At 71.6% G+C, this 22,910-nt stretch carries 19 protein-coding genes; 10 read left to right on the forward strand and 9 right to left on the reverse strand.

The window, feature by feature from the left end:
* Positions 1–95 precede the first annotated feature (95 nt).
* Both ABZV06_RS18495 and ABZV06_RS18500 read left to right on the forward strand, forming a co-directional pair.
* The gene (locus ABZV06_RS18495) at positions 96–1,265 is read left to right on the forward strand and encodes a helix-turn-helix domain-containing protein (RefSeq protein WP_355622794.1); all 1,170 of its coding nucleotides are present in this window, start codon (positions 96–98) and stop codon (positions 1,263–1,265) included.
* Positions 1,266–1,379: 114 nt separating this feature from the next.
* On the forward strand, positions 1,380–1,958 hold the full coding sequence (locus tag ABZV06_RS18500; protein WP_355245060.1) for an AAA family ATPase: 579 nt from the start codon (positions 1,380–1,382) through the stop codon (positions 1,956–1,958).
* Between the two features lie 25 nt (positions 1,959–1,983).
* Here ABZV06_RS18500 and ABZV06_RS18505 read toward each other — a convergent pair whose 3' ends face one another.
* The 3 genes from ABZV06_RS18505 to ABZV06_RS18515 form a co-directional block, all read right to left on the reverse strand.
* On the reverse strand, positions 1,984–2,238 hold the full coding sequence (locus ABZV06_RS18505) for a Smr/MutS family protein (protein WP_007465523.1): 255 nt from the start codon (positions 2,236–2,238) through the stop codon (positions 1,984–1,986).
* Positions 2,239–2,383: 145 nt separating this feature from the next.
* The gene (locus ABZV06_RS18510) at positions 2,384–2,752 is read right to left on the reverse strand and encodes a tetratricopeptide repeat protein (protein ID WP_355245057.1); all 369 of its coding nucleotides are present in this window, start codon (positions 2,750–2,752) and stop codon (positions 2,384–2,386) included.
* A gap of 89 nt (positions 2,753–2,841) precedes the next feature.
* Entirely contained in the window at positions 2,842–3,612 is a 771-nt protein-coding gene (locus tag ABZV06_RS18515; RefSeq protein WP_355245054.1) for an ROK family protein, read from the reverse strand.
* A gap of 62 nt (positions 3,613–3,674) precedes the next feature.
* Here ABZV06_RS18515 and ABZV06_RS18520 point away from each other — a divergent pair, with 62 nt between their 5' ends.
* From ABZV06_RS18520 to ABZV06_RS18530, 3 genes are all read left to right on the forward strand, one after another.
* On the forward strand, positions 3,675–5,312 hold the full coding sequence (locus ABZV06_RS18520) for an ABC-F family ATP-binding cassette domain-containing protein (RefSeq protein ID WP_355622797.1): 1,638 nt from the start codon (positions 3,675–3,677) through the stop codon (positions 5,310–5,312).
* A complete protein-coding gene (locus tag ABZV06_RS18525; protein ID WP_355245049.1) occupies positions 5,312–5,659 on the forward strand; it encodes a hypothetical protein in 348 nt (115 codons plus the stop codon). The genes ABZV06_RS18520 and ABZV06_RS18525 overlap by 1 nt, the downstream gene beginning before the upstream one ends.
* Before the next feature lie 213 nt (positions 5,660–5,872).
* A complete protein-coding gene (locus tag ABZV06_RS18530) occupies positions 5,873–6,598 on the forward strand; it encodes a methyltransferase domain-containing protein (protein ID WP_355622800.1) in 726 nt (241 codons plus the stop codon).
* On the opposite strand, the gene ABZV06_RS18535 is transcribed toward ABZV06_RS18530, so the two are convergent.
* Positions 6,595–7,599, reverse strand: coding sequence for a LacI family DNA-binding transcriptional regulator (locus tag ABZV06_RS18535; RefSeq protein WP_355245043.1), 1,005 nt, complete (start codon positions 7,597–7,599; stop codon positions 6,595–6,597). The two genes, ABZV06_RS18530 and ABZV06_RS18535, sit on opposite strands and share 4 nt — an antisense overlap.
* Positions 7,600–7,717: 118 nt before the next feature.
* Positions 7,718–9,214: an amino acid permease gene (locus ABZV06_RS18540; protein ID WP_355245040.1), complete on the reverse strand. Its 1,497-nt coding sequence runs from the start codon at positions 9,212–9,214 to the stop codon at positions 7,718–7,720.
* Between the two features lie 201 nt (positions 9,215–9,415).
* Here ABZV06_RS18540 and ABZV06_RS18545 point away from each other — a divergent pair, with 201 nt between their 5' ends.
* Positions 9,416–11,077, forward strand: coding sequence for a family 10 glycosylhydrolase (locus tag ABZV06_RS18545; protein ID WP_355622803.1), 1,662 nt, complete (start codon positions 9,416–9,418; stop codon positions 11,075–11,077).
* 177 nt (positions 11,078–11,254) lie between these two features.
* Positions 11,255–11,788 (forward strand): phospholipase, encoded by a 534-nt coding sequence (locus tag ABZV06_RS18550; RefSeq protein WP_355622806.1) that lies wholly within the window; start codon positions 11,255–11,257, stop codon positions 11,786–11,788.
* A gap of 97 nt (positions 11,789–11,885) precedes the next feature.
* Here the strand turns inward: ABZV06_RS18550 and ABZV06_RS18555 are convergent, their stop codons facing one another.
* On the reverse strand, positions 11,886–14,708 hold the full coding sequence (locus ABZV06_RS18555; protein WP_355622809.1) for an adenylate/guanylate cyclase domain-containing protein: 2,823 nt from the start codon (positions 14,706–14,708) through the stop codon (positions 11,886–11,888).
* 153 nt (positions 14,709–14,861) lie between these two features.
* Entirely contained in the window at positions 14,862–15,071 is a 210-nt protein-coding gene (locus tag ABZV06_RS18560; RefSeq protein WP_355245028.1) for a zinc ribbon domain-containing protein, read from the reverse strand.
* Between the two features lie 54 nt (positions 15,072–15,125).
* On the opposite strand from ABZV06_RS18560, the gene ABZV06_RS18565 reads away from it, so the two are divergent.
* The 3 genes from ABZV06_RS18565 (at position 15,126) to ABZV06_RS18575 (ending at position 21,028) form a co-directional block, all read left to right on the forward strand.
* Positions 15,126–16,568 (forward strand): lytic murein transglycosylase, encoded by a 1,443-nt coding sequence (locus ABZV06_RS18565; RefSeq protein ID WP_355622862.1) that lies wholly within the window; start codon positions 15,126–15,128, stop codon positions 16,566–16,568.
* Positions 16,569–16,640: 72 nt separating this feature from the next.
* Positions 16,641–17,657 (forward strand): GNAT family N-acetyltransferase, encoded by a 1,017-nt coding sequence (locus ABZV06_RS18570; protein ID WP_355245145.1) that lies wholly within the window; start codon positions 16,641–16,643, stop codon positions 17,655–17,657.
* A gap of 92 nt (positions 17,658–17,749) precedes the next feature.
* Positions 17,750–21,028, forward strand: a complete 3,279-nt coding sequence (locus ABZV06_RS18575) for a lamin tail domain-containing protein (RefSeq protein ID WP_355622812.1) — start codon at positions 17,750–17,752, stop codon at positions 21,026–21,028.
* A gap of 58 nt (positions 21,029–21,086) precedes the next feature.
* Here the strand turns inward: ABZV06_RS18575 and ABZV06_RS18580 are convergent, their stop codons facing one another.
* Entirely contained in the window at positions 21,087–21,590 is a 504-nt protein-coding gene (locus ABZV06_RS18580) for a helix-turn-helix transcriptional regulator (protein WP_355622815.1), read from the reverse strand.
* Between the two features lie 329 nt (positions 21,591–21,919).
* Positions 21,920–22,903, reverse strand: coding sequence for a porphobilinogen synthase (gene hemB, locus ABZV06_RS18585; RefSeq protein WP_355622818.1), 984 nt, complete (start codon positions 22,901–22,903; stop codon positions 21,920–21,922).
* Positions 22,904–22,910 lie beyond the last annotated feature (7 nt).

Below are 22,910 nucleotides of genomic sequence, written 5' to 3' on the forward strand. Positions count from 1 at the left end.
GATACACCGTGCGGCGGTACGCTCACATCGGTCGACGGGTTGCGCGTTGCCAATGCGCACCGGCAACCTGGCAACTCCGGCGGGAGGGGCGAGACATGCCAACATTCGGCGCCCGAATGCGGACAGCGCGGGAAGCGCACGGGCTCAGCCTGGCCGCTCTCGCCGAGCTGCTGCCCGCCGACAAGGGTCACCTCTCACGGCTTGAGAACGGCCGACGACGACCGGGTGAGGATCTGGCCCGTCGGATCGACGACGTCCTGGCCGCTCGTGGGGAGCTGATCGCCTGCGCCGCCCTGGACATCGCCGCTGCCTCCGACACCCGGCCGTCGGAGACCGTCGAGCTGCTACATCGAATGCACGCCAGCGACACCGCCCCCGCCACCATCGAGACGTTGCGGGCGACCGTGACCGAGCTGTGCTGCCAGTACGGGTGGCGCGACGCCGGGGAACTCCGCGCCGAAGGTCAGGGTTGGCTGCGCGAGGTCGCCCGACTGCTACAGCGACCCACCGGGCTACGGCAGCACCGTGAACTGTTGGTGTGCGCGGGCTGGCTCGCGCTGCTGATCGGCTGCGTCGAATACGACCTCGGCATGCGCGCCAGCGCCGAGGCCACCCGCACTGCCGCTCATCAGCTCGGCGAGGAGGCCGGTCACGCCGGCATCACCGGCTGGGCGTGGGAGATGACGGCGTGGTTCGCACTCACCCAGTCCCGGCACGGGGCGATGTTGACTGCCGCCCGAGCTGGGCAGGAAGCCGCCGGTCGACAGCGGGTGGGGGTGCAACTGATCGCACAGGAAGCCAAAGCGCTGGCACGACTCGGCGACGTTGAGGGCGCGCGAACGGCGCTCGATCGGGGTCGGCGGCTGCTCGACGACCTCGGTTCGCCCGACCGGCCCGACAACCACTTCGAGGTCGATCCCGGGAAATGGCTGTTCTACGCGATGGACGCCTATCGCCTCGCCGAACATGACACGCTCGCCGAGCACTACGCCAACGAGGTTCTGCGTCTCGGCACCGGATCGGACGGCACCGAGCGGTCACCCATGCGGATTGCCGAAGCCAGACTCACTCTCGCCGCCACAGCCCTGCGCGCTGGCGAGTTGGACCGGGCCGTCGAGGAGGGGGTGGCGGCGTTCGCCGCTACGCGCCGCTCCCTGCCCTCGCTGCTGCTCGTCGCCGGTGAAGTTGACGTCGAACTTCACCGTCGCTACCCCCGCGAGCAGGCCACCGCCGACTTCCGCGACGCGTTGAACGCCATTCGGTAGCCACAACCGTCGATGGGGCTGACGGAGCGCTCCTGTTCATCGAGACCGCCCTTGAGGAACACCAAGGCGTCCAGCGATACGGGTCGCCGATCCGGTCGAACTACCCTCATTGCCATGCCGCACCTGGACGCCGCCGATCCCCTGCCGTGCCGTCCGCGCCGCGTGCTGGTGGCCGGTACCTCGGGTGCCGGAAAGACGACCCTCGCCTCCCGCATCGCCATCTCGTTGCAGGCGCCGCACGTGGAGATCGACGGCCTCTTCCACGGGCCCTCGTGGACCAGACGTCCCTCCTTCGAAGAAGACGTACGGCGCTTCAGTGCCGGCCCCTCCTGGGTGACCGAGTGGCAGTACAGGGCGATTCGCGCCCACCTCGCCGATCTCGCGGACCTGCTGGTGTGGCTGGATCTGCCGAAGATCACCGTTATGCGCCAGGTCGTCCGGCGGACCGCCGTCCGTCGTCTTCGACGCCGGCGGCTCTGGAACGGTAACGTCGAGCCGCCGCTCTGGACCCTGTTCACCGACCCCGAGCACATCGTTCGCTGGGCGTGGAACACGCATTCACAGACGGCCGCGCGCATCGAGGCCCTGGCGGCCCGGCGTCCGGACCTTCCCGTAGTTCGCCTCCGCAGTCATGCCGCTGCCGATCGCTGGCTGCGCGGCCCGCTGAAGCAGGCTCAGACCGGCGGGTCGTGACACGCGGTCGCTTCGGCGGCTTGAGCTACTTCCAGCGGAAGTGGACGAAGAGGCGGCCGAAGTTCTTGGAGTCCTTCTCCACCCGGTGGTAGAGCTGCTTGACGTCCTTCTGGTCGAGGAATCGCAGCACACGCTTCTTGAGCTGCCCCGACCCCTTGCCCGGGATGATCTCGACGAGGGTGGCCTTCTTGGCGACCGCCTCGTCCATGATCCCGCGCAGGGCGCGGTCGATATCCTGGCCCTTGTTGAAGATCTCGTGCAGGTCCAGCTTGAGCTTCATGCCGCAGCCCCCGGCCGGTCAGGTCCCATGTCCGCCATCCTAGGCACGCGTGTCGCCGGGCCCGACGGCCCGACGACGAAGGGCTGCGCGACGACGAAGGGGCGGTCCCGTGGGACCGCCCCTTCGTACACCGCCTGCTCCGTGCTCAGCGCGTGCCGCCCACGCGGGTCTCGACCCGTTGCAGGGCGATCCGGTAGTCGTCGTTGGTCGCGTACATCGCCGCGGCGATCCGCAGGTGCCGCAGCGCGTCGGTGTGCCGGTTGAGCCGTTCCAGCGTCCGGCCCAGCACGTGGTGCGCGTAGTGGTCGCTCGGGTCCCGGTCGACCAGCTCCCGCAACTGCTCCTCGGCCCGGTTGAGCTGGGCCGACTGGAAGTACGCCCGGGCCAGCAACTGCCGGACGGCCGCGTTGCCGGGCTCGGCGTCCACGATCGGCTCCAGCAGTCGGGCCGCTCCGCTCGGGTCACCGGTTTCGAAGAACATGGTCGCCCGTCGGTAGTCCGCCAGAAGATCCATCTGCCCACCTCCTCGGGTCGCGCCGTCACCTGTTCCGACGCTGGCACAACACTCGGCGTTTGGCGACTGTTCCCCCGGTCGAAATAGGGTCAGGTTCGGGCGTCCCGGCGCCCGGCGGACAGCTCCCAGGCGCGTACACCGCCGACGATCCCGGCCGTGTTCGGCACCACCACCACGTCGTCGCCCATCCGGGCCAGCTGCTCCGGTCGGATCAGCCGCGAGTTGCCCCCGCCCAGGTAGAGCCGGTCCCACCGGAACACCGGGCGCAGCCCGTCCACGACCTGCCGGATGCGGCGGGACCAGAAGGCGTCGCCCAGTCGGCGACGCTCCGGCTCGCCCACGTACGTGTCGTAGGTGGTGCCCCAGCGCACCGGCGCGTGCGACAGCTCCAGGTGCGGCGCGAGGACTCCCCCGTCGAAGAGAGCGCTGCCCAGCCCCGTCCCCAGCGTCAACACCAGTTCACAACCGGTACCCGCGACCACACCGGCCCCATGCACCTCAGCGTCGTTGAGCACCAGCGCCGGCACCCCGAACGCCTCGGCAAGCGCACCGCGCGCGTCCCAGCCGGACCACTCGGCGAGCAGGTCCGGATCGACCCGGGACCGGGGTCCGCTGCGGGTGACGTAGTGCGGGGTGGCCACCACCACGCCGTGCCGGATCATCCCGGGGACACCGACGGTCAGCCGGTCGGCCGTGGGCAGCCGCCCACCGAGGTCCAGCAGGGTCCGCACGAACAGGACGGGAGGCAGCGGGTACGGGGTCGGCACCCGCAACGGTCGGGCGCGCATCGTGCCGGCCTCGTCGAGGACCGACGCCTTGATGCCGCCGCCACCGCAGTCGATCGCCAGTGTGGTCACCACGTCATGGAGTCTGCCCGCTGGGGACCGGTCTCATGCGGGCGGCCGGATAGGCTGCCGTCCTGATGAGCGCCACGATGATCGTCAAGGACCTGGCCGCCGGGCACGGCGACCGCCCACTCTTCGCCGGACTGGACCTGGTCGTCGCCCCGGGCGACGTGGTCGGCCTGGTCGGGCCGAACGGCGCCGGGAAGTCGACGCTGCTGCGTACCCTCGCCGGGTTGTTGCCGGTCGAGGCCGGCACCGTGCGACTCAGTCCGCCCACGGCGAGCGTCGGGCACCTGCCGCAGGAGCCGGAGCGGCGACCGGGCGAGACGGTGCGTGACTTCCTGGCCCGCCGGACCGGGGTGATCGCCGCGCAGGCGGCGCTGGACGCGGCGACCGAGGCGCTCACCGCGGGAGCGGCCGGCGCCGACGACGCGTACGGCGACGCGTTGGAGCGCTGGCTCGCCCTCGGCGGCGCGGACCTGGACGAACGCGCCGAGCAGGTGAGCGCCGACCTGGGACTCGCGGTCGACCTGGACCACCCGATGACCGGCCTCTCCGGCGGCCAGGCGGCCCGGGCCGGGCTGGCGTCGCTGCTGCTCAGCCGGTACGACCTGTTCCTGCTCGACGAGCCGACGAACGACCTGGACCTGGCCGGGTTGGAGCGGCTGGAGGAGTTCGTCACCGGGCTGCGGGCCGGCACGGTGCTGGTCAGCCACGACCGGGAGTTCCTGACCCGCACGGTGACCCGGGTGGTGGAGCTGGACCTGCCGCAGCAGCAGGTCAACCACTACGGCGGCGGCTACGCGGCCTATCTGGAGGAGCGCGAGGTCACGCGGCGGCACGCCCGCGCGGACTTCGAGGAGTACGCCGACACGAAGGCGGGCCTGGAGGCGCGGGCCCGCACTCAGCGGGGCTGGATGGAGAAGGGCGTGAAGAACGCCCGCCGCAAGGCCACGGACAACGACAAGATCGGCCGCAAGTTGCGAGCCGAGTCGAGCGAGAAGCAGGCCGCCAAGGCCAAGCAGACCGATCGGCTGATCGAACGCCTTGAGGTGGTCGAGGAGCCCCGCAAGGAGTGGGAGCTGCGGATGGAGATCGCCGCCGCGCCCCGCGCCCGCGCCGTCGTGGCCACGCTCCGACATGCGGTGGTACGCCGGGGAGGTTTCACCCTCGGGCCGGTCAACCTTCAGATCGACTGGGCGGACCGGGTGGCGCTGACCGGGGCGAACGGCTCGGGAAAGTCCACCCTCCTGGCCGCGCTGCTGGGGCGGCTGCCGCTGGACGAGGGCACCGCATCGCTCGGGCCGGGCGTGGTGGTCGGCGAGGTGGACCAGGCCCGAGGACTGTTCCTCGGTGACGTACCGCTGATCGACGCGTTCCAGGCCGCCGTACCGCAGATGTCGCCGGCGGACGCGCGGACGTTGCTGGCCAAGTTCGGCCTGCGCGCGGCGCACGTTCCGCGGCCGGCGGCGACCCTGTCACCGGGCGAGCGGACGCGCGCGGCGCTGGCCCTGCTACAGGGGCGCGGGGTCAACCTGCTGGTGCTGGACGAGCCCACCAACCACCTCGACCTTCCCGCCATCGAACAGCTCGAATCGGCGCTGGCCAGCTACCCCGGAACGCTGCTGCTGGTCACCCATGACCGGCGGATGCTGGCCGCCATCGAGACCAACCGGCGGCTGCGGGTCGACGGCGGGCGGATCGCCGAGGATTGATGCCGGTCCGCAGGCCGGCGCGGGGTGAGAATGACGCCATGCTCAAGTGGGAGTACGCCCTGCTGGTCCGCCGCCGCCAGGCAGCGACCAACGACCTCGGCTGGGAGGTCGTCTTCGTCTGGTACGGCCCGGACGGCTCGATGGTGGACGTGACGCCGTACGGCGACACCGCGCTGGCCCACCTCAACCGGGCCGGCGACCAGGGCTGGGAACTGGTCGCGATGAGCGAGGACCCGTCCCTGCCCGGCAACCACGAACTGCACCGGTACCACCTCAAGCGGCCGAAGCCGGCCGACCCCCCGCCCCGCCAACGGATGCGAGGCGGTCGTCGCACGCTGTCGGGCTGACCTGCACGGCACGCCCGAGCCGGAGCGCGAGCCCGGACCGGACCGCGCACTCCAGTGAGCGTGATGACTGTGCGGCATCAAGATGCCGCACAGTCATCACGCTCAACAGGCAGGTGCCTCGGAGGTGCCGACACGCCCGTCGGCAGTCGCGCGACGGCGAGAAGGGGAATACCGGGCGCGTAGGCGGGTAACGCGCGGCGGGAGGTGGCCCGAATGGTCGCTTTGGCACAGACTCCGCCCTCGGCCGAACGGCTGCGGTTGATCGACGAGTCCCTCGCGCTCGCGTGGGCGGACCACGTCCGGCACGACGACCGCCTGCGCGACCTCGCGGTCGAGGTGCGGTTCGACCGAGGGGTCGCCCACCTGAGCGGGGAGGTCGCCGAGCCCGCGGACCTCCGGCGGGTACGGGAACTGGTGGGGCGGCTGGCCGGCGTCTACGGCGTCTGGTGCAAGGTCGGCGTCGGCGGACGGGCACCGGTGGTGGTGGACCTCGGGTGCGGCCCGACCAAGCAGTGGTCGGGCAACCTCGGGCTGGACATCTACCCCGCGCCGGGGGTCGACGCGGTGGCGGACCTCTCCGGTTCGCTGCCGCTGGCCGACAACTCGGTGGACGTCCTGTTCGCGGTGCACATCCTGGAGCACCTGATCGACTTCCTGCCCCTGGTCGACGAGTGTCACCGGGTGCTCCGACCGGGTGGTGTCCTGCACGTCATGAGCCCCTGGTGGGGCCACGTCAACGCGGTGGCCGACCCGACCCACGTCCGCCTGATGGACGTGCAGACGTTCAAGGGGATCTGTCAGCTCCGGCCACCGGGCACCCCCCGGTGGTACCCGCTGCACGCCGGGTGCGACGGCGCGTCGATCTTCGCCGACCTGACGCCCCTCCCGGCGGATGCCGAGCCGGCCCCGAACTCCCACCTGGCCCGCTTCTTCGACTAGGCCCTGGTGGATTCGCGTAGTTCCAGGTGGTAGGGCGCCTTGAGCGCCCGGGCGGGGGCGCTGCGGTCACCGTCCAGGCGACTGGCGAGGAGTTCGACGGCCAGCCGGGCGATCTGCTCCTTGTCCGGGGCGACGGTGCTCAGCGTGGGGACCGAGAACCGGCCGTCCTCGATGTCGTCGAAGCCGACCACCGCCACGTCCTCGGGCACGCGCAGGCCGGCCTCGTGCAGGGCACGCAGGGCGCCCAGGGCCAACGTGTCGTTGAAGCAGAAGACGGCGTCGGGGCGTACCCCCGTGGTGAGCAGGCCGCGCATCGCGGCCGCGCCGTCGGCGCGGTGCCAGGCCGTCGCGGGCGCCACGAGGGTTTCGTCGTAGGCCAGGCCGGCGGCGCGCAGCGCCTCGACGTAGCCGGCCAGACGCAGGCGGGCGCTGGCACCCTCGTCGGTGCGCTGCGAGCCGATCGCGGCGATCCGGCGGTGGCCGAGCTGGATCAGGTGCTCGGTGATCTCCCGGGCGGCGGTGACGTTGTCGATCACCACGCGGTCGGCGGGCCCGTGGTCGACACGCTCGCCGAGTAGCACCATCGGGGTGCCGTCGAGGCTGGCCAGGTCCTCGGCCGTGAGCGCCAGCGGGCTGAAGATGAGCCCGTCGATCAGGTGGTCGCTGATGCCGGAGGCGACCACTCGCTCCTGCTCACGCCGCCCACCGGTCTGGTCGATGAGCACGGTCCAGCCGTACTCGGCGGCGGCGGTGACGACGTGGCGGGCGAGTTCGGCGAAGTACGGGATGTCCAGTTCCGGCACGGCCAGGGCGATCACCCCGGTACGCCCCTTGCGCAGGTGACGGGCGGAGAGGTTGGGCCGGTAGTTCAGCTCGGCGATGGCCTCCTCGACACGGGCCCGGGTGTCCGGGCGTACGTGCACGTAGCCGTTCACCACGTTCGAGACGGTCTTCACCGAGACGCCGGCCCGCTCGGCCACGTCCTTGAGCCTGTGTCGCACCCCGCAACCTCCCCGATGTAACCCAGCGCACCCTACCCCGCTCTACAACGTTGCAGAAGTGGTCCGGCACGCACGAAGGCCCCCGCGTGGCGGGGGCCTTCGTGGTGTGCGGAGGGGGTCAGGCGCTCGGCTCGCGTGGCGCCGGGGCGACGGCGGGCTCGTGCTGGGCCAGCCGGTTGCGGCGGTAGCCGTAGCCGAAGTAGATGACCGCGCCGAGCAGCATCCAGGCGAGGAACCGCAGCCAGGTCTCCACCGACAGGTTGAGCATCAGGTAGAAGCAGGCCAGCGCGGACACGATCGGCAGCACGGGCGAGAACGGCACCCGGAACGGCCGCTCCAGGTCCGGGCGCTTGCGGCGCAGGATCGGCACCGCGATCGAGACCAGCACGAACGCGCAGAGCGCGCCGATGCTGACCAGGTCGGCCAGGGCGGAGAGCGGCAGGAAGCCGGCCAGCAGCGCGACCGCCACCGTCATGATCGCGGAGATCCGGTACGGGGTGCCCCAGCGCGGGTGCACGGCCGCGATCGAGGGCGGGATCAGGCCGTCCCGGGCGATGGCGAAGCCGATCCGGCCCATCGCCACCAGGTCGACCAGGATGACGCTGGTCAGGCCGGCGACCGCGGCGATGGAGACGAGCGTCGCCGCCCAGCCGGCGCCGACCGACTCGAACGCCGAGGCGATCGGGGCACCCCTGTCGATCTCGGTGTACGGCACCATGCCGACGACCACCAACGAGACGCCGATGTAGAGCACGGTGGAGATCAGCAGCGTGCCGAGCAGGCCCAGGGTGAGGTCCCGCTTGGGCTTGCGCGTCTCCTCGCCCAGGTTGGCGACGGCCTCGAAGCCGGTGTACGCGAAGAAGACCACCGCTGCGGCGCTGAGAACCCCGACGAAGCCGAAGACCGATGGCTCCAACCCGAAGAGCGCCTGCGTCACCGGCTGCTTGATGCCGTCGTCGCCACTGCCGGCGGGCTCGGCCGGCGGGATGAACGGGGTGAGGTTGGCGGCCTTGACGAAGAACAGGCCGGCGACCACCACGAAGACACAGATCGCCACCTTGACCAGCACCAGCAGGTTGGTGATCCGGGCGGATTCCCGGATGCCGACGATCGCGACGACGCCCAGGATCAGCACGATGGCGATGGCGCCCACGTTGACGACGCTGCCCTCCTCGCCGAACCACCGGGTCGGCAGGTCGAGCAGTTCGGCCAGGTAGCCGGACCAGCCGCGGGCCACCACGGCCGCGCCGAGCGCGAACTCCAGGAGCAGGTCCCAGCCGATGATCCAGGCGACGATCTCGCCCATCGTCGCGTACGCGTAGGTGTAGGCGCTGCCGGCGGTCGGCACGCTGGAGGCCAGCTCGGCGTAGCAGAGGGCGGCGAGCAGGGCCACCACGCCGGCGATGGCGAAGGAGATCACCACACCCGGTCCGGCGCTGTCGCGCGCCTCGATGCCGGTGAGCGTGAAGATGCCGGTGCCGATCACGATGCCGATGCCGAAGCCGGTGAGGTCGAGGGCACCGAGCCGTCTCTTCAGCCCTAACCCGCCGTCGCTGCCGTCGGCGTCGCCCTGGGCTATGACGTCCTTGATCGGTTTGGTTCGCAGCACGGACATGCGCTCACCCCTCCCACCGTGCGACCACCACGGTGGCGGTCGGTGACCGGCGTTGCTACCCAGCGGAGGGATTGGTCAACCACGAACTCTTGCGGCGATGCCCAGAGTGTGAAAATTTCCTACCAGGAACGTGGATATCAGCGGCGAATCTTGCCGCGCACCGTGCAAACATCCGGGAGCCCCACCGAAGGGACACACCGCATGAAAGCCACCCGACTCGGAGTCGCCGGGCTGGTCACAGCCCTCCTCGGCACGTTCGTCGCCGTCACCCCCGCGAACGCCACCCCCAGCGCGGTCGACACCACCGGCACCACCACCTGCGCCACGGACCCGGCCACCCCCAAGCGGCAGTTCCGGGCGATGTGGATCTCGTCGGTGGTCAACATCGACTGGCCCAGCAAGGCGTCCCAGACCAGCCCGGACCGGATCGCCGCCCAGCAGGCCGAGTACCGGAAACTGCTCGACCTGGCCGAACGACTCAACCACAACGCCGTGGTCGTACAGGTCCGGCCCACCGCCGACGCGCTCTGGCCCTCGCCGTACGAGCCGTGGTCGGAGTACCTGACCGGCGTGCGCGGCCAGGACCCCGGCTGGGACCCGCTGGCCTTCCTGGTCGACGAGTCGCACAGGCGCAACCTCGAATTCCACGCCTGGTTCAACCCGTACCGTGTCTCCATGCCGGCCCCCGGTGGCGCCGGCGCCGACCTCAGCCAGCTCGCCCCCGGGCACCCTGCCCGGCAGCACCCCGACTGGACCTTCGCCTACCCGCCGGCCGGCGTGGCCGGCAGCCGGCTCTACTACAACCCCGGAATTCCCGAGGTCCGCGAGTTCGTCCAGACCGCGATGATGGACGCGGTCACGAAGTACGACATCGACGGCGTCCACTTCGACGACTACTTCTACCCCTACCCCAGCGGCACTTACCAGGTGCCCGACGACGCCACGTTCGCGGCGTACAACCGGGGCTTCACCGACCGGGCCGACTGGCGGCGGGACAACATCAACCTGCTCATCCAGGAGATGAACGGCAGGATCAAGGCGGCGAAGCCGTGGGTGAAGTTCGGTGTCAGCCCCTTCGGCATCTGGCGTAACAGGACCGCGGACCCGCTCGGCTCGGACACCACCGGCAGCCAGTCGTACGACATCATCTCGGCCGACACCCGCAAGTGGATCAAAGAGGAGTGGATCGACTACGTCGTGCCGCAGCTCTACTGGTACATCGGCCAGTACCCGGCGGCCGACTACGCGCGACTCGTGCCGTGGTGGGCCGAGACGGTACGCGGCACCCGGGTGCAGCTCTACATCGGCCAGGCCGACTACAAGAGCGGCGATGAGGCGTACGGGCCGTACTGGCAGAACCCGCGTGAGCTGTCCGACCACCTGACACTCAACCGGTCGTACCCCGAGGTGCAGGGCAACGTGCACTTCTCGGCCGTCCAGGTGCGGGCCAACCGGCTCGGCGCCACCGACATCTACGCGGCCGAGCACTACTCGCGTCCGGCCCTCGTGCCGACCATGCCGCACCTGCCGGCGAAGCCGCTGCTCCCGCCGGTCGTCACCAGGGTCACCCGGGAGGCCGACGGAGTGCGGCTGACCTGGCGTCAGCCCGCCGACGGCAGGGGTCCACTCGGCACGGCCACGTCGTACGCGATCTACCGGTTCGACGGCACCACGCTGCCCGGGCAGTGCGCCACCTCCGACGCTACCCACCTGGTCGACACCGTCCGGGCCACCCCCGGCGACACCAGGTCCTGGGTGGACACGTCGGTCGAGCCCGGTCGGCGCTACACGTACCGGCTGACCGCGCTGGACCGGACGGCCAACGAGAGCCCGGCCGGCCCGCTCGCCTTCCTCCTGCGCTGACCAGCTCCGCCGAATGCCCCGGGTGCCCGCGCGCCCGGGGCATTCGTCTGTTTCGGCGTATGTCACCGATAGTTCGCGCGGCACATACCGGCAAGCTGATCAGTTGATCGAAACTTGTCGACATCCGGTGACCCGCCGGTAACTTCCGTCCCACCGCAGACCCCGCGGAGGTAACCCGTGCCCCGACGTCTCGCCACCCTGTTCACCTCGGGCGCGCTCGCGCTGCTCGCCACCCTCGCCATCGCCTCCCCCGCCGCCGCCGTCACCCCCGCACAGAAGCTGTCCGTGCTGTCGAGCTGGACCCAGACCAGCGCGTCCAGCTACAACTCCTGGAACAGCGCTCGCGTCAACCGGGCGCCCTGGGCCGAGTACAACTTCGTCTGGTCCACCGACTACTGCTCGTCCAGCCCGGACAACCCGCTCGGCTTCACCTTCAACCTGGGCTGCTACCGGCACGACTTCGGCTACCGCAACTACAAGGCCGTCGGCCAGTTCTCCGCCAACAAGGCCCGCCTGGACAGCGCCTTCTACGCGGACCTGAAGCGGGTCTGCGCCACGTACAACACCGTCGTCCGCCCGGCCTGCTACAGCCTGGCCTGGACGTACTACCAGGCGGTCCACATCTTCGGCTCGGTAGCCGCAGTCCAGCAGGCCGACATAGACCGAGCCACCCGCCTGAAGGCCCAAGCCGAAGCCCAAGCCCGCACCTAACCCCACCCAACTCGACCCCGTTGATCATGAAGTTATTGCCCGTCCGCGCGGCGTGTCGTGGCAATAACTTCATGATCGACCCACCAGAGGGGCGGGGTTAGGCGTGTTCGGTTTTTGTTGCTGGGTGTTGGGACTGGGTGGGTTGGGACAGTTCGGTGCTGAAGCGGGTCGAGTCCGCTGCCAGATCCGGATGTTCCACGTCGAGTGCGAGCGCCACCGCCTCGTCCAGGCTCAGCTCGGCACCCTCGGCGTACGCGTCGTCGAACGCCACGTCGCCCATCAGCGAACGCAGCTCGGCCTGCTGGTCAACCCAGTAGCCGCCGTAGATGCCCGGGGTCGCCCGCATGCTAGCCCGGGTGGCCTGCGCCGCGCCGAACAGCCGCGCGGCCGTCACCCGGTCCCCGCCGAGGGCACACCGCACGGCGATGGCGTTCAGGGTGTCGCAGGCCCGGCCGTGGTAGCCGTGCCCCATCCGTGAGCGCAGTGCCACCAGCAGGTGCTCGTGCGCGGCGATCACGTCACCCCGGGCCAGGGCGACCATCCCGAGCAGCATGTCCACCGAACGCCGACCCCGCTCGATCGGACGGGCGGCCTCCACCGGACGGGCCGCTCCCAGCAGGTCCGCCGCCTCCCCCAGCGCGCCCCGCCGCCACAGCAGCTCGGCAAGGCTGAAGACCGCGAACAGCGCCTCGCCGACCACCTCCTGCCCGTGCGCCCAGTCGATGACCTCCCGACAGACCCGCTCGGCCTCGAAGAACTGACCCATGTCCACCAGGGGCGCGGCCCGGCCGGCGAGCACCCGGGCCAGCAGACCAGCGTCACCGGCCTGCCGGGCGGCGGCCTCCGCCCGCTGCGAGTAGCGCAGTTCCTCCGCGAACTCGCCGTCGGCGCCGGCGTGCAGCGAGTGCATGTGGTACGCCGCCGCCAGCTCCGCGTCCGGAATCCGCTCGCCGGTCTCGGCGATCCGCCCGTACAGCCGGAACAGCCAGAGCCGGCCCTCCCGCGCCAGCCCGCGCTCGCGCCACCACTGGTCCAGCCCGCCCGCCAGACGGAGACCGGCGCGGGCGCTGCCGCCGGTGGCACACCATCGCAGGGCGGCCCGCAGCTCGTCGGCCAGCGGATCGAGGGTGTAGAGCGACAGCGTCACCGGCCGCCCGTCCGGCCCCAGGTGGGCCCGCTCCAGCGCGTGCGCGGACCACGCCGCATGCCGGTCCCGGGCGGCCTGCTCCTCCCCCGCCTCGGCCAGCCGCCGCGCCGCGTACGCCCGGATCGGGTCGAGCATCCGGTACGAGCTGCCGGCGGCACGCGGCTCGGCCAACACCATCGACTTGTCCACCAGCACCGACAGTGGATCCAGCGGGTCGTCGCCCTGCAGCCACTCGACGGTGGGCAGGTCCACCGGCCCGGCGAAGACCGCCATCCAGCGCAGCAGCCGCGCGGCCCGCGGCCCCAACGTCCGGTACGACCAGGTCACGGTGGCCTGCATGGTCAGGTGGCGTTCGGTGGCCGACCGCTGCACGGCCCTGCTCGCCGCGGTGGGCGGCGGTGTACCGATCGCCGCCGCGACCAGGTCCACGGTGTCCTGTTGGTTGCCGGACCAGCCCCGCTCCACCGGCGGTGGCTCCGGGTCCTCCCGACCGGCGTCCAGCGTGCCGAGGACGTCGTCCAGCCGCTCGGCGAGCTGACCCACGGAGAGCACCCGCAGCCGGGCGGCCGCCAACTCGATGGCGAGCGGCAGCCCGTCCAACCGCCGCACCACCCGCCGCAGATCGGCCGACTCGGCGGGCTCCGGCTGCCGGCCGCCACGCGCCGCCGCCGTACGATCCAGCAGCAGCGCCACCGCGTCGCTCTCCGCGCCGTCGGCGCGCCTGTCGACCGAGAGCGGCGGGATGCGCCACACCACCTCGCCGGGCAGGCTGAACGACTCGCGACTGGTCGCCAGCACCCGCACGCCGCCCCCGCCGGAGAGCAGCCGCGAGATGACCTCGCCGCAGGCCGCCGGTTGCGTGTCACAGGTGTCCAGCACGACCAGCATCCGCCGAGCCGCCGCGTACTCGACGAGCGTGTCCAGCATCGGGCGACCCGGCTCGGGCCGCAGCCCCAGGACCGCGGCGATCGCGAAAGCCACCAACCCCGGGTCGGTCACCGAGGCGATGTCGACGAACCAGACCCCGTCGGGGTACGTCTCGACAACTCCAGCGGCCAACTCCACGGCGAGTCGGGTCTTGCCCGCGCCGCCCGCGCCCAGCACCGTCACCAGCCGGTACCGCTCGACCAGTTGACTCAGCTCGGCGCGCTCGACCTGACGCCCGACGAACGAGGTCACCTGGGTGGGCAGGTTGTGCGCCACCGCGTCGGCGGTACGCGGGCGGGGGAACTGCCGCTCCAGGCCGGGGGCGACAAGTTGGAACAGCCGCTCCCGGTCGTCGAAGCCACGCAACCGGTGCAGGCCCAGGTCCAGCAGGGTGGCGCCCGGTGGCAGCGGGTCGGCCCGGCGGGCCGTCGACGCCGAACACAGCACCTGGCCGCCGTGTGCGGCCGCCGCCACCCGCGCGGCCCGGTGCACCTCGGGACTGGCGTACTCCCCGTCGCGGGGCTCGGCGTAGCCGGTGTGCAGGCCCATCCGCACCCGGGGTGCGGCCTCCTCGGTCGGCCAGTCGTGGTTCGCCAGCGCCCGCTGGGCGGTCAGGCAGGCCGTCAGTGCCGCCGCCGCGTCGTCGAAGGCCAGGAAGAACGAGTCGCCTTCGGTCAACAGTTCGGCACCACCGGTGGCGGCCAGGGTGCGACGCAGCAACCGCCGATGCTCGGCGAGCACCGGGCGGTAGTCCGCGCCGAGCAACTGAGCCAGCCGGGTCGAGCCCTCGATGTCGGTGAACACGAAGGTCACCCAACCGCTCGGGAGCTGGATCCGTGGCGACATGCGAGGAACCTCCGCCCGTGACGTCGGGTTCATGCTGCCTGAGTCCGAGCGGTCACGCATCGTGAGAACGGCCGGGCAGGTGCCGCCTCAAGGTGCCACTCGAACCCAGTCCCGGCAAGGCCGATCCACGAGTCTGCCGCCGAAACCGCCGGATCAGCAGCCGCAGGCACCACCACAGCAACCGCCGCCGGCCGGCGTCGGCGTGCCACCGGCGCCGCGACCGGTGACCGACACCGCCGAGAGCAGCTTGACCGTGTCGGCGTGACCCTGCGGGCAGGTGGCCGGCGCTCCGGCCTGCGCCATCGGGCGGTTGACCTCGAAAGTGTCGCCGCAGGCGCGGCAGCGGAACTCGTACCGGGGCATGCCACCAGGGTACGTGGACCTGACGCCTGTCGGGACATGAGTGATACTCGACGGGTGGTGGACGGCGAGGACAAGACGCGTGTGCAACCGCTTCGACCGGCCGCGCCGCTGGACGGGCCGCTGGCAGAGTCGGGCGCCGCGCCCGATCCGGTGTCCGCGGCAATCCCTCGCCCGCGCCGGCCCTGGCTGCGCGGCGGCACGACCGAATCGAAGACGGCGACACCGACGCCAGCCGACGCCACCACGACTGCCGACCCCGCGAACGGCGACGCCCCGGCCATTGACCAGCCGGACGATGCCGCCACCGGCGACCAACCGGACGATGCCGCCACCCGCGACAGCGCCGCAGCGGAGCCCGCCCCGGACACCACCACACCGCCGGCCGCCCCGACGGCCGACGCCGTCACCGCGGACGTCCCCACTGCCGACACCGGCGACGGGACAGTCGCGGCGGGCGCCAGCCCCACCGACCTGACGGCGACCAAGGTGGACGGCGTCGCCGTCGTACCGGTGATCACGCCTGGTCGCCGGCGGCGCGTGCCGTTCGCGCACGCCGTGCGTCTGCCACCGCCACGCCAGGCCGCGGTGACCGCCGCCCGGGCGACCCGGGAGTGGTCCCGCCGACCCAGCGGTCGGCTCACCGTCCCCGGGGTCTTCCTGCTGGCCCTGGTCGCGGCGACCGCCGCCGCGGGAGCGCTGCTCGTCCCGGCGACCATCCGCGGGTCCAAGCCGGTGGCCGTCGACGCCACGGCCGCGCCGAGCGTGGCCGTGCCACCTGCGCTGCCGCTCGACCCACGGCCGACCGGTCCGCTGCCCAGCGGGGCTGTGCCGACGGGCGCGGTGCCGACCGGCGCGCTACCCACCGGGGCGTTCCCGACCGGTGGCATGCCGACCGGGCCGGCCGTCGCGCCCACCCTCGGCGGTCGTCCGTCGGACGCCCTGGCCAGTTGGGCGCAGCAGGTCGGTGCCAGGGTGGGCATCCCGCCGGCCGCCATGCAGGCGTACGGGTACGCGGAGCTGATGCTCGCCCAGACCAACCGGAGCTGCGCCTTGAGCTGGACGACGTTGGCCGCGATCGGTCAGGTCGAGTCCGGGCACGGTTCGGCCAACGGCGCGCGGTTGGGGTCCGACGGCAAGGCCCTGCCCCAGATCATCGGGCTGCCGCTGGACGGTAACGGCGGCCGGATGCGGATCATCGACACCGACCGCGGGGCGCTCGACAACGACAGCACCTACGACCGGGCGATCGGGCCGATGCAGTTCATCCCGACGACCTGGCAGGAGATCGGCGCCGACGCCGACCAGGACGGGGTCAAGGACCCGCACGACCTGGACGACGCCGCGCTGGCGGCCGGCAACTACCTCTGCAAGGGTGGCCGCAACCTCAGCATCCCCGGCGACTGGTGGAACGCGATCCTGTCGTACAACGACGTGCGGCGGTACGCCAAGGCCGTCTACGACACCGCTGACCGGTACGGACGGGCCAGCCGCCCGTAATGTGATCGTCCGCGTACATTGGAGGACCGGGCACTTCCGCCGGGCAGCCGTTAGCGGCAAGCTAGACAGGTGATGGTGCGCGAGTGGGACCCCAGGACCGCGTCCTCCGCCGAGATCGCGTCGCTGTTGACCACGCTGAACGCGGTGCTGGCGGCCGACCTGCCGCAGGACCCGCCGTGGCGGGAGACCTCTCTGCGGGAGTATCTGGCCGAGGTGATGCCCGGTGAGCGGCGGATCTCCTGGCTCGCCCAGGCCGAGCCGAGCGCCGCGGCCGAGGTCGGTGCCGTCCTCGGGCAGGTCCACGTGCTCCTGCTCGGTGACATCGGGGTGCTCGAGGTGCTGGTGCACCCCTCGGCGCGACGCAGCGGCCTCGGCCGCGACCTGGTCCTGCGCGCGGCCCGCCGGGTCTACCAGGAGGGCTTCCGGTCGATCGGGGTCGAGGTGGTCGGCGACACGCCGGCGGTGGCGTTCTACGAGTCGCTCGGCTTCACCCGGGAGTACGTGGAGACGCGCAGCGTACTCGACCTGACCTCGGTGGACTGGGCCGAGTTGACCGAGATGGCCACCGGGATCGGCGCCGGCTACCAGCTGGGGTTCTACCCGGGCGGCCCACCGGACGACCTGATCGAGTCGTACGCGCGGGCCAAGGCCGAGGTGCGTGACGTCGACGACGGCGAGCTACGTCCCAGCTCCTACGACCCGGAGCGCCTGCGGGACAGCCTCGACACCCTGCACCGGCGCGGCATGAAGCCGTACATCGTGCTGGCCCGGCACGAGCAGAGCGGTGAGGTGGCCGGGCTGACCGAGGTGGTGGTGCCAGCGCAGCACCCGACCCGCGCCGACCAGTACGACACGATCGTCGCGCAGGAGCACCGGGGTTACGGCATCGACCGGGCGCTCAAGGCTCGGATGCTGCTGGAGCTGCGCTCCGCCGAGCCGGAGCTGATCGAGGTACAGACCTGGAACGCGCAGGCCAACGAGGCGCTGCTCAAGGTCAACGCGGAGCTGGGCTACCGGCCCGACCGGGACTGGTGCGAATACAGCGTCGACGTCGCTGAGCTGGTGCACCGCCTCGATCCGCCACGCTGAGGAAATTCACGAAAGTGTCCACTAGGGGATGGACGGTGGACAGCAGCGCCCCTTAACGTGCGTTGACCCCGTCCACCCATCGTGGAGGCCCTATGCGCCCGCGCCGCACGACAGCCGCGCTCGCGATCGCCACCGCCGCAGTGACCGTCACGGCCCTCGGCGTCACGCCCACCGCGGCCAGCGCTGCGCCCACCGACCTCTTCATCTCCGAGTACGTCGAAGGCTCGTCGAACAACAAGGCGATCGAGCTGTTCAACGGCACCGGCGCTCCCGTCGACCTCACCGCGGGCGGCTACCAGCTCCAGCTCTACTTCAACGGTTCCACCACGGCGACCACGATCGCGCTGACCGGGACCGTCGCCGCCGGGGACGCTTTCGTGTTCGCCAGCGCCTCGGCCGCAGCGGCCATCCTCGCCCAGGCCGACCAGACCACCGGTGCGAGTCTGTTCAACGGCGACGACGCGATCGTGCTCCGCCGCGGCACCACCGTGCTCGACTCGATCGGTCAGGTGGGCGTTGACCCGGGCACCGAGTGGGGCACGGGCACGGCCAGCACGGCGGACAACACGCTGCGCCGGCTGCCCTCGGTGACGGCGGGCGACACCGACCCGTCGGACGCGTTCGACCCCGCCGCGCAGTGGGCCGGGCTGCCGGTCGACACCTTCGACGGGCTCGGCTCGCACACCGTGGACGGCGGTGGACCGGTCGACGTCCCGGCGACGGTGACCTGCGGCGGACCACTGGTCACCGCGTCGGGGACGGCGACGAGTCGGGAGATCACCGCCACTGACCCGGACGACACGATCGTCGACCTGGCGGTGACCGAGGTCAGCCCGGCCCCGGCCAGCGGCTCGATCACCCGTACCGCGTTCACCCCGGCCGGCGAGGCGGGTGGCACGGCCCGCGCCACGGTCAGCGTGAGCGCCGACCTCACCGCCGGGGCGTACACCGTGACCGTGACCGCGACCGACGCGGGCGGTGACACCGCCACCTGCGCGCTGGCCGTGCAGGTGACCCGGGAACTGACCGTCGGCGAGGTGCAGGGCCCGACCACCGACGCCGAGGCCGGCCCCGCCGACCGCTCACCGCTCGCACCGGCGAGCGGCAACGGCACGAGCAGCACGATATACGACGTCCGGGGCGTGATCACCCAGCGGACGCTGGCCCGGACGTCGGCCGGGGCGGAGCAGAACGGATTCTTCCTGCAGAGCCGCAGCGGCGACACCGACGGCGACCCGACCAGCTCCGACGGCATCTTCGTCTTCATGGGCGCGTTCACCTCCCTGGTCGGCGGCTACGTCCCGACGGTCGGCGACGAGGTGGTGCTCCGGGCCCGGGTGTCGGAGTACTACAACTTCACCCAGCTGTCCGGCGCGTCGTTGGTCCGCCGGATCGCCACCGGCCTGGACGTGGACACGACGGTCACGGTGACCAACGCGGCGCCTCCGGTCGAGCTCACCGATGCGCAGCGCTGGTGGGAGCGGCACGAGGGTGCCCGACTGCGCGTACGCGCGGGCAGCGGCGCGGTGAGCGGCCGGGACGTCTTCTCGTCCACGGCGGACTCGGAGCTGTGGGTCGTCGACCGCGACGATCCGCTGCTGGACCGTGCCGACCCGTACGCCCGGCGGGTCTTCCGGGACTCGCACCCGCTGGACAACGACCCGACCCGGCGCTTCGACGACGGCAACGGGCAGCGGGTACTGCTCGGAAGCATGGGCGTGAAGGCCGCCGCCGGTGACAGCACCGCGCTGCTCCCGCCGGCGCACACCTTCGACACGCTGCGCGCGGACGCGGTGGGCGGCGTCTACTACTCGTTCGAAAAGTACGGCGTGCAGGTCGAGCGGGCCGAGTTCGACGCCGGCGCCGATCCGTCGAAGAACAACCCGCCGAAGCCGGCCGACCGGGCACAGGAGGTCGCGGTCGCCACGTACAACGTCGAGAACCTGTATGACTACCGCGACGACCCGTTCGACGGCTGCGACTTCACCGGCAACGCCGGCTGCACCGGTGTCAGCCCGCCGTTCGACTACGTGCCGAGCAGCGAGGCCGACTACCGCCAGCACCTGACGTCGCTCGCCGACCAGATCGCGAAGGATCTGCACGCACCGGATCTGATCCTCGTCCAGGAGGCCGAGGACCAGGACATCTGCACGGTCTCCGGGGCGACGCTGGCCTGCGGCGACACCAACAACGCCGACGGCGCTCCGGACAGCGTCCAGGAGTTGGCACTCGCGGTGGCGGCGGCCGGTGGGCCGGCGTACGCCGCCGCCTACGACCGGACCGGCGCGGACGCCCGCGGTATCACCGCCGCGTTCCTGTACCGCACGGACCGGCTGTCGTTGGCGGCTGCGACGGCGAGCGACCCTCTGCTGGGCTCGACGCCGACCGTGCAGTACCGCACCGCAGGGCTGCCGGGCAATGCCGACGTGCAGAACCCCAAGGCGCTCAACGCGGTGCTGCCGTCCGACGTGGACACGTCGACCGGCAAGGACGGGAACAACGTCTTCACGCGAGCACCCCAGTTGGGCAAGTTCAGCGTTGCCGCGGCACCGGGCTCATCCGAGCGGTTCACCCTGTACGCGCTCAGCAACCACTACTCGTCCGGTCCGGACGGCCGGATCGGGCAGCGGCGGGAGCAGGCGCGCTACGGGGCGGCGATCGTCACCGCCATCGAGGCGGCCGATCAGTCGGCCCGCGTCGTCTACGGCGGTGACCTGAACGTCTTCCCCCGGCCGGACGATCCCATCGCCACGGGCGCACAGCCGACGCCGTCGGACCAGCTCGCCCCGTTGTACGAGGCTGGCCTGCACAACCTGTGGGACACCCTGGTCGCGGACGTGCCGGCTTCGGCCTACTCGTACAGCTTCGAGGGGCAGGCCCAGACGCTCGACCACCTGTTCGTCAACGACGCGCTCTACGGCGATCTGGTGCAGGTGCGGGCGGCGCACGTCAACGCCGACTGGCCGGCCGAGTTCACCGGTGACGGGTCGCGGGGTTCCAGCGATCACGACCCGCAGGTGGCCCGGTTCCGCTCCCGGGCGTCGCTGAGCGTCGCCGACACCACGGTCGTCGAGGGCGACCAGGGCACCCGGCAGATGGTCTTCACCGCCACCGTGTCCCGGCCGCTGTCGCAGCCGGTGCTGCTCTGCGCCGCGGCCGTTGGTCTCACAGCGCAGGTGGGCTCGGACTTCGACGCGTACGCCGGTTGCAAGGTGTTACCCGCCGGTGAGACGTCGGTGGCCTTCCCGGTGACCGTGCGCGGCGACCGCAGGCGCGAGTCGGACGAGAAGCTGACCCTGCTGGTGGCCGGTGTGCCCGGCCTGCGGTTGGCCGACCCGCTGGCGACCGGAACGATCAGCAACGACGACTGATCGTTGGCGCTGACGGCCCACCCTCCAGATTTCCACGGAGGGTGGGCCGTTCGCGTTGTCAGTAGTACTCCTGGATGATCGGCGGCGGTGGCAGGTGCCGATGCCGCGCGACCCGCACCTCCCACTGGCTGCGCCGACGTCGCGCCTCGCGGTCCGCCGAGCTGCGGTGGTAGGTCTCCGGTGGTCGCGCCAGCCCGTAGATGTCTCCCCACCACTCCCCCGGCTTCGGATCGAGGATCGTGTCGAGGTGGGCGGGGTAGCGGCGGCCGGCGCCGTCGTGGACGTCCTCCCGGTCGACCATCGGTTGGACGATCCGGCCGTCCTGGTCCACCACCACCGGGTAGAGCCCGGCCGCACCGAGCAGGCGCTCCAGCACGGCCAGACTCGGCGTCAGACTGCCGGCCTCGACCTTGCCCACGGTCGATGGGGCGACCTTGGCGAACCGGGCCATCTGGCGTTGACCCAGCCCCTTCATCCGGCGGGCCCGACGGACGAGGCCGGTGATCGGGAACCGCCCGAGGGTCGGGCCCGGTGGCGTAGGAGGATCGAGTGCGGAAGCCATCCGACCACGATTCTCGGCCGGAATCGCTCACTCAACCCCTGTGGATAACCCTGTGGAGAACCGGCTCATCCGCGGGTGTGCCGCACCTCGCGCGCGTCCTTTGCTCTGCTTCAACGGGCGCAACAGTTTCAGGCTCTGACTGTTGCCTCCGCTGAAGCAGAGCAAAGGATGTCAGGGGCACGCCTGGGGCCCGGACACCCAAAAGGGCAGGGACACGCAAAAGGGCATGGACACCCAAAAGGGCAGAGGCGCCCAAGGGGGCAGGAAGTAACCAGAAAGGGCAGGGCCGCGCAACGGCAATCGGCAGAGGCAGCCGGAGGAGCGTTCGCTCAGTAGCGCTGGCGGAGCAGACCGGCGGCCTCGACCGCCCAGTAGGTGAGGATGATCTGCGCGCCGGCCCGCTTGATCGAGGTGAGCGTCTCCATCATCACCCGCTCCCGGTCGATCCAGCCGTTCGCGGCGGCGGCCTCGACAGTCGCGTACTCGCCGGAGACCTGATATGCGGCGACCGGGACGTCCACCGCGGCCCGGACCGCCGACACCACGTCCAGGTAGGGCAGCGCCGGCTTGACCATCACCATGTCGGCGCCCTCGGCGACGTCGAGCGCCACCTCGCGCAGCGACTCGCGCAGGTTCGCCGGGTCCTGCTGGTAACTGCGCCGGTCGCCCTCCAGCGCCGACTCCACCGCGTCCCGGAACGGGCCGAAGAACGCCGAGGCGTACTTCACCGCGTACGCCAGCACCGCCACGTTCTGGTGCCCGGCGGCGTCGAGCGCCCGGCGTACCACGCCGACCTGGCCGTCCATCATCCCGGACGGCCCGACCACGTCGACCCCGGCGGCGGCCTGCGCCACCGCCATCTCGGCGTACGCGGCCAGGGTGGCGTCATTGTCGACGTCGCCGTCGGCGGCGAGCACCCCGCAGTGCCCGTGCGAGGTGAACTCGTCCAGGCACAGGTCACTCATGACGACGGTGCTGCCGCCCACCTCGGCGACCACGTCGCGGATGGCGACGTTCAGGATGCCGTCCGGGTCGATGCCGCCGGACCCGGTCGGGTCACGCCGTTCGGGCACCCCGAAGAGCATGATCCCGCCGACGCCGGCCTGGACCGCCTCGGCGGCCGCCTTGCGCAGCGAGTCCCGGGAGTGCTGAAGCACCCCCGGGAGCGACGCGATGGCCCGCGGCTCGGACAACCCTTCCTTGACGAACATCGGCACGATCAGCTCGGCCGGGTCGACCCGGGTCTCGGACACCAGCCGGCGGATCGCCGGGGTGCGGCGCAGGCGGCGAGGCCGGATCTCGGGGTACGACATGGAAGGG

Origin of the sequence: Micromonospora sp. NPDC005172, assembly GCF_040608555.1 — a bacterium.
Classification (GTDB): Bacteria; Actinomycetota; Actinomycetes; order Mycobacteriales; family Micromonosporaceae; genus Micromonospora.